Genomic DNA, 11727 nt, shown 5'->3' on the forward strand with positions numbered 1-11727 from the left:
GCTACAATTTAGTCATAGTGGATCCGCGTGGCATCCCATGACTGTCATCGCTGCTTCACGCCGGTGCCGGTCGCGGGGCCGGGACGGCACTCACTGTATTCACGCGTTAGAACAAGGAGATGACCTCATTGGGTTGGCGCGAACGCGTGTCTGCCGTGTGTTGCCCGCCGAAGTTACCGATGGCATCGATGTTACAATAAAGAGGCGCTCGACGGTCGGCGCTATGCTTAGGGACCGACCGACTGATGTTCTAGTAGGAGCGAACGGAAATGGGCGGACCCGATGCCACCGTCAAGGTGGCGGACGCCGCGGGCATCTACGCGCGGGCGTAGGAAACGACCATGGAGTTGAGTGGACGTTCCTGGATTACCGGGGCACTACCGATCCTGGTAGCCGTCTGGTGACATCTAAATGCCGTGCGCGATGCACCGTACCAGATTGCACGCTTGTGCCGCTTTTGGCGAACAAACATCGAACACCGCTATAGCGGCTCCCCTCACATGATGGTGCGGCACACATGCGCTGCTGGCCAGGATGCCTTCCGCGGAGATCGATCCCGACCAGGCGGAACAAGGTCGCATCCGCGTGATGAAAGAAGCGACGTCGCGATCCCCAGCCGCTGCCTTCTCTATCACTGACCGCTATCCCCGCTCCCGCCAAACCGACTTTGTCGATGTAATGTGGCGTCCCCGTTCTCCGGCCAATCTGTCTTATTCGGCTGCTTCCAATGGGCCACCGACGACATGGCTCCGCCAACCGAGGCGGGAGCCTCGCCGATACGCAAGCCAGCCGAATACTTGTTTTTGCAACCAGAATACTGCCAGGCCTGATGCGAGACCGATCGAAATGGCCGCTGCCGCGTCGGCAGGCTGCTGCGTGCCCAGGCCGAGTTGCGGAAGCAGCCAATCGGGGAAGACGCGGTGAAAAAGATAGATGTGATAGCTGGCGGCAGAGACCGGCAGGATGAGGCGCGCCGCCCAACCAGGCAATGGAATGCGTGGAATGAACAGCAGGACGTATGCCGCGCCGAGCACCAGCATGAACTTCACCCAGGAACCTGTCCAATTGCCGCCCCACCAGGCCAGCATCAGGCAGAGAATAGCGGTGACGGCGAAGCACGTCTTCCGTTTCAGCGGTGTGTCGAGGAAGTACAGGCACCAGCCGAGGACGGCCAGATAAAACACGTCAGGCAGGGTGAATATTTGCGGCCCGCCGATGTACCAGACGAGTGGCGTGAGGAACTTGGCTGCTACCGCAATTGCCAGCACGAAAATGCCAGAAACGAGCGGCATTGCATGTGCGATGCGCCGCGCCTGCGGAATGGAAAACAGGATCACCCACAGAAGAATAGTCTGCGCATAGGCCTCAACGAACCAGTACAGATACGGCATCATGTGCGGCGGTGCGGTAAAGCCGAGATTGCCAACGAGGAAGACCGAAGGCCAGAGCACCTCGCCCCGCGCCAGGGAGAAACCCGCGACGATAGGCGCATAGAGTGCGAGGTTGGCTGCCAGCGGCCGCAGCACCGCGAGCGTATCGCCGGCGAACAGCCGCTGGCGCTGAAAGCGAGCCAGGCTGAAACCGACCAGCATCACGAGTGTGGCGGCTCCGCCCGGAATGGGCCAGAGCGTTCCGTGATGGATAACAACCAGCAGGATCGCGGCAGCACGCAGGATCAGTTGGCTGTCGATGGACCGACTATGGTTCCTGCGTTCCGGGGTTCGGGCAAGGTCGCCAAGGGGCATGGTTTCCCATCCCTCCGGCAGGCTCCCGAGTTCACGTTCCAGGGTCAGCGAGAGCTGTACGTAGAGCAGCGAGTCGCCGCCGAGCTTTTCGAATGTGTCGCTGGGACCAACTTGACGCGGATAGAAGGCATTCCTGAAGGCGTCCAGGACATCCATGGCCATCTGCTGGCGCGGGGCTCGCAGGCGAGCCTGGAGCGAAGCATAGTCGATCTTCCCCGATGCAAGTTTCCGCAACGACGTCGCCCTGCCGACTTCGAGGTGCGGCCTTGGCAGTCCGGTTGCAGCCATCAAGACCTCGAGCGCCTCGTTGTCGTCGACATTGGGTGTCGTCACCATCGCCAGAATGCGCTCATCGTCTCCGACGACTGCTGCGGCGATCCCAGCTTCTTCAAGAGCCTTTTCGATCGCGTCGTGGCTCAGGCGGAGGCCCGCGATCTTCGACATCCGCTTGCGGCGACCGACTATCGAATAGAACCCGCGATCGTCGCGCTTTGCGATGTCGCCTGTACGCAAATCCGTGACTTCGTGCGTCCTTGCCAGATCCGTCCGTCGATGGGCATAACCCATCATAACATTGGGACCTCTGTAGATGAGTTCGCCCGGCTCGCCATTTTTTTCGATTGGCCGGCCGTCTTCATCAGCCAACCAGAGTTTGCCGCCCGGGATGGCAATGCCGATGCTGCCCAGATTGCCCTCGAGCTCGTCGGGAGAACATAGGCGATCCGAGCGGTTGCCTCGGTCTGCCCGTACATCATGAAGAAGCGCGCAGACTTGTCCGCGAGATGACGCCGAAAGGTTTCGGCCAAAGCTTGCTGCATGCGTCCGCCGGCTACCGTCATGAAACGTAACGTTGGCAAGTCGTGCCGCCGGAAGCCGGCGTGGTCCATCATTTCGAAGGAGTAGGGAACGCCACTGACATTGGTGCAGGACGCTTCGCGGATCTCTTGAGCAAAGTCGGTGTGGGAGGCACCGTGTTTCGGGAAATAGGTGCTGGCACCTGCCTCGAGGTGAGAATTCAAGACTGAGAGGCCGTAGGAATAGTGGAATGGCAGGATAAGCGCTGCCCGATCCCGGTGGTCGAGTTCCAGATAGCTGACAATGGCCGCGGCATTGGCCTCGATTGCTGCGGCTGACAGACGAACATACCGGCTCTTGCCGGTGCTACCGGAGGTACCTAGCAGCACGGCGAGATCGGGATGCAGTGCGCCATTGGACTCCCCGGCTTCCGCGCGGCAGCACCAGCGGGCGTCTACGCGTCTGCAGATGATTTCGGGCGAATAGTCGGCGACGAAGTCGTCCAGAGCCGACGCGTTGCAGGGCGGGATCAATGCGACGACGTGCTTGCCGTGCAAGGCTGCCAGGTAAGAGATGACCGCGTGTTCCGTCGGCTCGGCTGCTACCGCGACCAGCTTTTTCTCCGGTCCGAACTCGGCTGCCAACGATGTGACACGCCGCGCAAGATCGCGGTAGGTGATCGGCGTGCGGTCGGGAAAGATCAGCGCCGGATGATCGCCGTGTTCGTCCAAGCGCCGGGTTAATCCCATTCCCCTGATCTCCGTCAATCTGAAAGGCTTATTGCATCCATCAGTGCAGGCGGGGACGCGGCTATCACATTTGTTGACTGGTTGCATCAACTTTCACGGATCTGTTCGCGCACGAGCGGAGGGCATTGGTTTCTAGCGCCCATGTCATCGAGGAACTTGGCAACCAGACCGGCCAACAGCGGGAGCCCGCGATTCTCTTGGCACGTTGGCTCAGCCGCTCGTCGAGCACGCCCGAATAGAACAGGAAGCCGAACACGAAGGGCCGAGCCGGGACAGAAACAGTGGGAAGATGACGATGAACGCGGCGCCCAGAACGCGCCGCGTATCAACGCAACGCTGCATTATGGCAGCTCGCCGACAAGGGCCTCAAGGCGCTGGTAGGCCCGCCGATTCGTTCCGGCGGGTTTTTTTCTTGGCGACGATTGGCCAGAGTCGTCACTTTCCGTCAATGTCGCGGCGCAGCTCGTCGGGCGAAATGCTGGTCGACGAAGAAGCTGAACGCGCAATCCCAACCTGGATCGCCAGCCGAAATCCCCCGGCTTTTCCTGATGGGACGAGCACCAGGGCCGTGACCACGAGCGAGGAGCTTTTGCTTGATACGAGTGTCACGATGATGAGCGAGTTCTACCATGCATTGCAACACGTCTTTGTAGATGATTCGGCCGGCAAGACGCCTAAGGCCTCTCGGTTGATTCATGGCATGGGCGTTGTCGCGCTTGGATATGTTTATTGACTTTCTCAACAGCGGTACGGGTGCTGCCACACGCGACGAATTCGCGAGTGGCTTGCCGGCTGTCAAAGGGAAAGACGCTTGGAGCGAGGGCGAGTGGGAGTTCGGCCCTCAGCGCCGGCGTTGGAACGGACTCCAAGAACGTTCCGACCGATGTCCGCCGATTATAACTTCACCTAGTCCAGGTCCTCAGCGGCGCCTGGCGGAATCCGCACGAGCAGCGTGAAAGCCATGAGTTACGCAGTAAAAGAGATGTTCTATTCGTTGCAGGGGGAAGGTCGCCACACTGGGCGGCCGGCCGTTTTCTGCCGATTTGCAGGTTGTAATCTATGGAGTGGCCGGGAGCGCGACCGAGCGAAAGCCCCCTGCAATTTTTGTGACACCGATTTCGTTGGCGTTAACGGCATTGGCGGTGGACGATTCAACGATGCGTCTTCTTTGGCAATCGCGATTGAAAATATGTGGGGCGGTGGAGCGTCCGAACGATTCGTCGTTCTCACAGGCGGTGAACCGCTTCTGCAGGTTGGGGATGCAATTTTATCGGAATTCCATGACCTCCGGTTCGAAATTGCCTTAGAAACTAACGGGACTTTGGCGGCGCCCAACACGATTGACTGGATCACGGTCAGTCCCAAGGGCGCGACAACCTTGGTACAAACCGCGGGAAATGAACTGAAACTTGTGTTTCCGCAGGCTGGTCTAGTGTCCTGATTCCGAAGTTCTGACGATTTTAGCCTGTTGGTCGCCAGTTTTGAGGGTTGCGAGGCAGAAGCGCTCGATCGCGGCGAGAATGTCGGTAGCGGACTTTGTCCATCTGAAGGGCTTCGGGTCGGCGTTGACAGCATCGATGTAGGTTTCGATGGCGGCTTCAAGTTCTCCGGTTGAGCGGTGAACGCCGCGCCTGATCTGCTTGTCGGTGAGGTCGGCGAAGAAGCGCTCGACCTGATTGATCCAGGACGCGCTGGTGGGTGTTAGGTGGACGTGCCAGCGGGGCCGCTTGGCGAACCAGTTGCGGATGGGTTGCGTCTTGTGCGTGGCGTAGTTGTCCATGACCAAATGGATGTCGAGGTTCTCAGGAACCGCCGCTTCGATCTCGTCGAGGAAGCGGCGGAACTCCGTAGAGCGGTGGCGCGGATAGCATTTGCCGATGATGCGTCCGGTGGCGATATCGAGCGCTGCGAACAGCGGCGTCACGCCGTGGCGCTTGTAATCATGGCTGCGCCGCTCGATCTGGCCGGGCCGCATCGGCAGCACCGGTTGGGTGCGATCGAGCGCCTGGATCTGGCTCTTCTCGTCCACGCACAGGACCAGCGCGTGCTCGGGCGGTGCCATGTAGAGGCCGACGATGTCGCGCACCTTCTCGACAAACAAAGGATCGCTCGACAACTTGAAGCTTTCTGCGCGGTGCGGCTGAAGGCCGAAGGCTTTCCATATCCGATGGATCGTCGATGGCGCATGGTCGACCGCGCGCGCCATCGAGCGCAGGCTCCAATGCGTGGCTTCGCGCGGTGTCGCCTCCAGCGTCAGGCGGATCGTCTCGGCAATCGCATCATCGCCGATCTCTCGTGGCCGACCCGGCCGCGGCTCATCGTAGAGGCCATCCAGCCGATCTTGGGCAAAGCGGCGTCGCCACTTGCCGACCGTGTTCTCAACCGCCCCGACGCGCTGCGCGATCACTTTGTTCTCGAGCCTCTCGGCCGCCAACAACACAATCTCTGCCCGCTGCGCCAGACCTTGCGCCGTTCGCCGCCGGCGCGACAGACCTTCAAGCTCCTTGCGTTCCTCGGCGCTCAAGTCGATGGTCGCAGCAACTCGTGCCATGCATTGCATCTCCAATCGAATCAACGCAATAATCGCACGAATTACGCGATCAGGACACTAGATCCTGCAGCCTTTGAGAAGCTCGCATTCGACCACTTCCTCCTGCAGCCGCTCGACGGCCCCCCAGCTGCGTATGTCGATGAGGGGCATGGTCACCGTGAGGCTGCGCGCCATTTCCGCGTTTCGCCTCGCTTTGTAAACAATCTGATCAAGCTGCGCCAGCAGACCGGTTCGCTCGAGCCGCGCCGGCAGGGCCATGTGGGCGGCGGGAAGCTTGAGGCTCATGCCGAGTTTTGTCCGCTTGCGGTTGGCCGAGACCGGCGAACTGACGCTGGACGAGCTTTGCGTTGAACTGGAGGGGCGCGGTGTGAGCGTGCACCGCTCCAATGTCGGGCGTCTGCTCAATCGCCTGGGGCTCAGTCATAAAAAAACTCTACAGGCCAGCGAGCAGCAGCGGACCGACGTGCGCCAGGCGCGTGAACTGTGGATCGGGCGGCGAAAGCGCTTCTTCAACAAGGCTTTGGCGCGCCTGATCTTCATCGATGAGACGTCGACCAACACCAAGCTGACCAAACGCGCCGGCTGGGCGCCGAAGGGCGAGCGCTTCAGGACGCATGCGCCATTCGGCAAATGGCAGACGCAGACCTTCATCGCCGGGCTGCGATGCCACGGTCTCGTCGCGCCGTGGATCGTCAACGCGCCGATGAATGCCGCCATCTTCGAGCGCTACGTCGAAACTCAACTCGCTCCCGAACTGTCGCCCGGCGATGTCGTCATTCTCGACAATGTCGGCTTCCACAAGAACGAGCGCGCCGCCCAACTGGTTCGCCAAAGGGGCGCCTGGCTCCTGTTCCTGCCGCCATACTCGCCCGATCTCAACCCGATCGAAAACGCATATTGAGGGAACCTCTGAAAGTGAGGTTCTGTGATACCACGCATTGGCCACAAAGCGCTGATTCTGTTGGTTCAATGGATAGTGAGTCGCGATGAACCAGAAGCGGACACACATCCGATGGACGGATTTGCCGGCAGACCGGCGTCGACGCCTCGTGGCGATGATCAGCAGTCTGATACAACGGAGTGTGTCGACGGATCGGGAGATCGGTCATGAATGCGGAACCGAGCCTGCTCACCTTCGCGTTGCCGGAAAAGATCCACAGCCGCCACAATGATCGCCAGGCCATCGTGTACGTTCGGCAGTCGACGGTTCGACAGGTCGAGCACAACCGCGAGTCAACACTGCTTCAATACGCCTTGGCGGATCGGGCATTCCGACTGGGATGGCGTCGTGACCAGATAACGGTGATCGATGACGACCTGGGCCGCTCGGGCGCATCGGCCCTTGATCGGCCGGGCTTCCAGCGCCTCGTCGCGGAGGTTGGGCTTGGCCATGTCGGAATGGTCATTGGCATCGAAGTATCCCGCCTCGCACGATCCTGCAGGGACTGGCATCAGCTTTTGGAAATGTGCGCGTTGTTCGACACGCTGATCGGCGATGCCGACGGCATCTACGATCCGAGCACCTACAATGACCGGCTGTTGCTCGGCCTGAAGGGTACGATGAGTGAGGCTGAACTTCATATCCTGAAGGCCCGTATGCACGAAGGGCGCAAAGCCAAGGCGCGGCGCGGCGAACTCATTCTCGGTCTACCGCGCGGTTACGTGCTGAAGCCCTCGGGCGAAGTGGCATTGGACCCGGACGAGGGGGTTCAAAGGGTCATACGCCTGGTCTTCACCTTGTTTGAAAAGCGTCGCTCGATCAGTGGTGTCCTACGTTACCTCGTGGACCATGACATTGCGCTTCCCGATCGAATCCGGAGCGGACCTGAAAAGGGCGACGTGTGCTGGAACCGGCCTAATACAGCGACGCTCGGCGACATGCTTCGTCACCCTGGTTATGCCGGCGCCTATGTCTTTGGGCGCCGACGCCACGACGGCCGGCTCCGGGTTCCCGGCAAACCTCACAGTGGCCGACGCTTTGTTCGCGATCCGCAAAAATGGATGGTGCTGCACCAAAGCGCACTTCCGGCGTACATTGACTGGCAAACGTATGAGCGGAACCAGGAGCTGATGGCGGCAAACCGTTCGCGATATACCGGCGTCCCGCGCGGTGGCGCAGCACTGCTTGGCGGCTTGATCTCGTGCGGCGTGTGTGGCCGAAAAATGGTGACCGGCTACAATGACGACGGGCGGGAAGCACGATATAGCTGCAGCTATGAGGCCACCACCTACGGCGGTCCACGGTGCCAGTCGATCAGCGCTCGTCCGGTGGACACCTGTGTGACCGCGTTGATGCTCGAAGCCCTCTCACCCTCGGCAATCGACGTCAGTCTTCAAGTTGCCGAGGATATCGAACTCGAACGGCAGCAGTTGCACGAAGGCTGGAAGCAGCGACTGGAACGCGCGGATTATGAAACGGCGCTCGCGCGCCGACGCTACGAAGCTGTCGACCCTGACAACCGCCTGGTCGCGCGGACGCTGGAACGAGACTGGGAAGCAGCACTGGCGACGAAACAGGCGCTCGCGGATGACCACCAGCGAGCCCTTGCGCGACAACCTGAGCGGCTAACGGCGCAGGAAAAGGACGCGGTTCGCCAGTTGGCAGAAGATGTGCCTTCCCTGTGGAAGGCGCAGTCCACTACATCGCGAGACCGACAGACTATCGCCCGTATGATGCTCGATCGCGTGGTCATCCGGGTGTTCGGAGAGACCGAACGTGCCGAAATAAAATGCCACTGGGCAGGCGGGATCGTGACAACACATCCGATCATTCGAACCGTGAGACGCTTTGAACAACTCGAGCATCACGACGAAATACTGGATCGGATCGCGGTGCTGCGTGCCGAGGGGGCGACCGCTCGACAGATCGCCGAGGATCTCAATGCGAAGGGCTGGACGCCTGCGAAGAAACCAATGTTCGACGCCCTGATCGTCCAGAAGCTCCTGGTGCGAAAGGGACTTGGAAAGAAACGACCGATCTGGTCCGGCAACGTTCCCCGTTGGAATGACGACGAGGTGACACTGCAGGAACTCTCCGAACAGCTCGGGGTCCATCGTCAGACCGCCTACGGTTGGCTCCGACGCGGAAAGCTCAAGGGGCGCGTCGCGAAAGTAGGGGCACAACGTATCTGGCTTGTCAGCCTGTCTCACGCCTCAACAGGAATCCGGACTGGAGAGTCATCATGACAACACGATCGAGATGGCCTACTCAAAACTCAAGGCGCGGCTAGAAGGCGGCCAGAACTTTCGACGCTCTCTGCGAGGCTCTCGGCGATATCTGCCACCTGTTCGAGCCAAATGAATGCAGAAACTTCTTCAAGGCTGCCGGATATGAGGCCAATTAATCGCGACACGCTTTAGGTCCGGTGGGCATTAGTCGCGGTTCTCCCCGCTGTAGCGGACAAGCTGCTGCGCGATTTGTTCATGCAATGAGGTGGTGCGCGGCAAGTCGGGGAATGCACTGCTTGTCGCCGTCTCGACAATCGCGCTGCGCACCGCTTCGGGGATCTCCTGCCAATGCACCAAGGTCGCGACAGTAAGATATACGCGGTGCCGACCCCAGCCGCAGCGGTCGAAGATGCGCGACAAGTCGCGTGCAAGTCATGTTGGGGACCCTGACACCAAGGTACGTGCGCCTCAATCGCGTCCACCCCATTCACAAAACCGGCTCCGTGGAGTACTGGGAACGCAGAGAAATCTCCGGTCGCAGCCTTACCCGGTCAAAACAAGGACTCAAACCATGAATGCCCTCGTCATCTGCTCCGGCGGATTGGACTCTGTTTCGCTCGCTCACAAGGTGGCGACCGAGCAGAAACTCATTGGCCTGCTTTCGTTCGATTACGGCCAGAGGCACAAAAAGGAACTCGGCTTTGCCTGCATCTGCGCCAAACGGCTGGGTGTTCCGCATCAGATCGTCGATATCCGCGATGTCGGTCGGAACCTGAGCGGCTCGGCGCTGACTGATGATGTGGACGTGCCCGACGGGCACTATGCCGAAGATTCCATGAGGATCACGGTGGTGCCGAATAGGAACGCCATCATGCTGGCTATCGCCTTCGGGGTTGCCGCCGCGCAGAAGGCCGATGCGGTGGCCACTGCCGTCCATGGCGGAGATCATTTCATCTATCCCGATTGCCGGCCCGCTTTTATCGACGCGTTTCAGACGATGCAGAACCATGCGCTCGCAGGCTATGCCGATATCCGCCCTTACGCTCCCTATGTGAATATGTCGAAAGCCGACATCGTCAGCGAGGGGGCAAAGTACGCCACACCGTTCGAGGCGACTTGGTCCTGCTACAAGGGCGGCGCACGTCATTGCGGTCGCTGCGGGACATGCGTCGAACGGCGCGAAGCATTCGATCTGGCCGGCATTGCCGACCCGACAGATTATGAGGACACAGACTTTTGGCTCCACGCTATCCAGACAAGGAGCGCGTGATGTTCCGCATTACCAAAGAGTTCCACTTCTCGGCCTCGCATCAGCTCACCTCCTTGCCACCAGATCATCAGTGCGCGCGTCTACACGGCCACAACTACATCGTCGTAGTGGAGCTTTCAGGTGGCGAATTGGACGAACATGGCTTTGTGCGCGACTACCAAGACCTGGCGGCGCTCAAACACTACATCGATGAGACGTTCGACCATCGCCATCTTAACGACGTCCTGGGGCATGACCGTGTCACGGCGGAATGTCTGGCCAGGCACTTCTACGACTGGTGCAAGGTGCGGCTACCACAAACCTCCGCCGTGCGGGTGAGCGAGACGCCGAAAACATGGGCGGAATACCGGCCATGACTAGCGCGTTGTATCCCGGAATCCGCGTTAGCGAGATTTTTGGACCGACCATTCAGGGCGAAGGCATGCTGATCGGCTTGCCCACGGTATTCGTAAGAACGGGCGGGTGCGATTATCGCTGTTCCTGGTGCGACAGTCTGCATGCAGTGGACAGTCGCTTCCGCCATGATTGGGAGATGATGTCTGCCGACGCGGTCTGGCAAAAGGTCATTTCGCTTTCCGGCGGTCAGCCAGTGATGGTGTCGCTGTCGGGCGGCAATCCGGCCATCCAGCCACTTGGACCGCTGATCGACCGCGGGCATGGTGAGGGCTACCGCTTTGCGTTGGAAACCCAAGGCTCGGTGCCTACGGGATGGTTCGCAGATCTCGACGTGCTGGTGCTCAGCCCCAAGCCGCCCTCAAGCGACATGACGACAGATTGGGCCGCGTTCGACGCCTGCGTGAAGGCGGCACAGGATAAGCCGCAGATGGCGCTCAAGCTCGTCGTCTTCGACGATGATGACTATGCCTATGCCAAAGACGCAGCGGCGCGCTACCCGCAATTGCCCGTCTATCTGCAGCCCGGCAATCACACGCCGCCGCGTCCTGGTAACGAAGACGCGTCCATCGACTTGGCCGGTGTGATGAAACGCATGGAATGGCTGGTCGAAAAGGTGGCCCGTGACAGGTGGTTCGAGGCGCGTGTACTGCCGCAGCTTCATGTTCTGCTCTGGGGAAACAAACGGGGCGTCTAGCCCACGCGGAAGGATTGCCGATGACGAGCAAGACAGACATCTAAAGCAATCTCACCCAATTGGGCGATAGCAACGTCGGTTCGGCAAGCCCGAAAATGCCGTGCTGGAAAAGGTTTCGAATCCGCATGATGGCTCGCCTATCGTGGGCGCTTCGCCGCTCCTCTAGGCGTGACTTGCTCTCGATACGTGCGCGCGCTTCCGCTGGGTTTGATTGGTCGCCGATCGCCGCCTCGGCCCGAATGCACTTGACAAAATAGCGCCGGCCAATTGTATTCGACGCATTCACCAGGGGAGTCCCGGCAAGGGGCTGAGATACTGCTGGCTTTCGCGGCGCAGTGACCCGTTGAACCTGATCCAGT

Annotated in this window: 12 protein-coding genes and 2 pseudogenes; 8 read left to right on the forward strand and 6 right to left on the reverse strand. The window is 60.1% G+C overall.

Translation table 11 applies throughout. The features are described 5' to 3' along the window. Positions 1 to 710: 710 nt before the first annotated feature. Positions 711 to 2390 carry a phosphopantetheine-binding protein gene (locus tag CIT26_RS09075; protein ID WP_167391334.1) on the reverse strand — a complete coding sequence of 560 codons (1680 nt, stop codon included), beginning with the start codon at positions 2388 to 2390 and terminating at the stop codon, positions 711 to 713. After that, a complete protein-coding gene (locus tag CIT26_RS38240) occupies positions 2312 to 3271 on the reverse strand; it encodes an AMP-binding protein (RefSeq protein WP_167391335.1) in 960 nt (319 codons plus the stop codon). The genes CIT26_RS09075 and CIT26_RS38240 overlap by 79 nt, the downstream gene beginning before the upstream one ends. Before the next feature lie 430 nt (positions 3272 to 3701). On the opposite strand from CIT26_RS38240, the gene CIT26_RS09085 reads away from it, so the two are divergent. After that, on the forward strand, positions 3702 to 4022 hold the full coding sequence (locus tag CIT26_RS09085; RefSeq protein WP_143747806.1) for a hypothetical protein: 321 nt from the start codon (positions 3702 to 3704) through the stop codon (positions 4020 to 4022). A gap of 228 nt (positions 4023 to 4250) precedes the next feature. Beyond that, positions 4251 to 4715: pseudogene (queE, locus tag CIT26_RS09090) on the forward strand (7-carboxy-7-deazaguanine synthase); the annotation flags it as partial. Between the two features lie 3 nt (positions 4716 to 4718). On the opposite strand, the gene CIT26_RS09095 reads toward queE (CIT26_RS09090), so the two are convergent. Beyond that, complete coding sequence (locus CIT26_RS09095) at positions 4719 to 5840, reverse strand: IS630 family transposase (RefSeq protein ID WP_095492272.1); 1122 nt, start codon at positions 5838 to 5840, stop codon at positions 4719 to 4721. Positions 5841 to 5897: 57 nt separating this feature from the next. Then, positions 5898 to 6125 (reverse strand): hypothetical protein, encoded by a 228-nt coding sequence (locus CIT26_RS37425; protein WP_245319288.1) that lies wholly within the window; start codon positions 6123 to 6125, stop codon positions 5898 to 5900. Here CIT26_RS37425 and CIT26_RS09100 point away from each other — a divergent pair. From CIT26_RS09100 to CIT26_RS35725, 3 genes and pseudogenes are all read left to right on the forward strand, one after another. Beyond that, positions 6124 to 6741 (forward strand): IS630 family transposase, encoded by a 618-nt coding sequence (locus tag CIT26_RS09100; protein WP_245319290.1) that lies wholly within the window; start codon positions 6124 to 6126, stop codon positions 6739 to 6741. The genes CIT26_RS37425 and CIT26_RS09100 overlap by 2 nt on opposite strands. A 206-nt stretch (positions 6742 to 6947) precedes the next feature. Continuing rightward, on the forward strand, positions 6948 to 9026 hold the full coding sequence (locus tag CIT26_RS09105) for a recombinase family protein (protein ID WP_095492273.1): 2079 nt from the start codon (positions 6948 to 6950) through the stop codon (positions 9024 to 9026). 1 nt (position 9027) lies between these two features. Further along, positions 9028 to 9184 (forward strand): annotated as a pseudogene (locus CIT26_RS35725) (IS630 family transposase); the annotation flags it as partial. 28 nt (positions 9185 to 9212) lie between these two features. Here the strand turns inward: CIT26_RS35725 and CIT26_RS09110 are convergent. Then, the gene (locus CIT26_RS09110) at positions 9213 to 9428 is read right to left on the reverse strand and encodes a hypothetical protein (RefSeq protein WP_095492274.1); all 216 of its coding nucleotides are present in this window, start codon (positions 9426 to 9428) and stop codon (positions 9213 to 9215) included. Between the two features lie 151 nt (positions 9429 to 9579). Here CIT26_RS09110 and queC point away from each other — a divergent pair, with 151 nt between their 5' ends. The 3 genes from queC to queE (CIT26_RS09125) are packed head-to-tail and all read left to right on the forward strand — an operon-like array spanning position 9580 to position 11368. Next, positions 9580 to 10278, forward strand: coding sequence for a 7-cyano-7-deazaguanine synthase QueC (queC, locus tag CIT26_RS09115; protein WP_095492275.1), 699 nt, complete (start codon positions 9580 to 9582; stop codon positions 10276 to 10278). Beyond that, positions 10278 to 10634, forward strand: coding sequence for a 6-carboxytetrahydropterin synthase QueD (queD, locus tag CIT26_RS09120; protein WP_095492276.1), 357 nt, complete (start codon positions 10278 to 10280; stop codon positions 10632 to 10634). Before queC ends, queD begins: the two co-directional genes overlap by 1 nt. After that, on the forward strand, positions 10631 to 11368 hold the full coding sequence (gene queE / locus CIT26_RS09125) for a 7-carboxy-7-deazaguanine synthase QueE (RefSeq protein WP_095492277.1): 738 nt from the start codon (positions 10631 to 10633) through the stop codon (positions 11366 to 11368). The genes queD and queE (CIT26_RS09125) overlap by 4 nt, the downstream gene beginning before the upstream one ends. Before the next feature lie 40 nt (positions 11369 to 11408). Here queE (CIT26_RS09125) and CIT26_RS37035 read toward each other — a convergent pair. Then, the coding region (locus CIT26_RS37035) for a hypothetical protein (RefSeq protein ID WP_206072741.1) at positions 11409 to 11727 on the reverse strand (319 nt) is incomplete at its 5' end.

The organism is Mesorhizobium temperatum (assembly GCF_002284575.1).
Lineage (GTDB): Bacteria > Pseudomonadota > Alphaproteobacteria > Rhizobiales > Rhizobiaceae > Mesorhizobium > Mesorhizobium temperatum.

Bases quoted from the DNA above. Each gene is read 5' to 3' on its own strand.
- CIT26_RS09100 (WP_245319290.1), top strand. From the start codon at position 6,124: ATGCCGAGTTTTGTCCGCTTGCGGTTGGCCGAGACCGGCGAACTGACG.
- CIT26_RS09105 (WP_095492273.1), top strand. From the start codon at position 6,948: ATGAATGCGGAACCGAGCCTGCTCACCTTCGCGTTGCCGGAAAAGATC.
- CIT26_RS37425 (WP_245319288.1), bottom strand. From the start codon at position 6,125: ATGAGCCTCAAGCTTCCCGCCGCCCACATGGCCCTGCCGGCGCGGCTC.
- queC (WP_095492275.1), top strand. From the start codon at position 9,580: ATGAATGCCCTCGTCATCTGCTCCGGCGGATTGGACTCTGTTTCGCTC.
- queE (WP_095492277.1), top strand. From the start codon at position 10,631: ATGACTAGCGCGTTGTATCCCGGAATCCGCGTTAGCGAGATTTTTGGA.
- CIT26_RS09095 (WP_095492272.1), bottom strand. From the start codon at position 5,840: ATGGCACGAGTTGCTGCGACCATCGACTTGAGCGCCGAGGAACGCAAG.
- queD (WP_095492276.1), top strand. From the start codon at position 10,278: ATGTTCCGCATTACCAAAGAGTTCCACTTCTCGGCCTCGCATCAGCTC.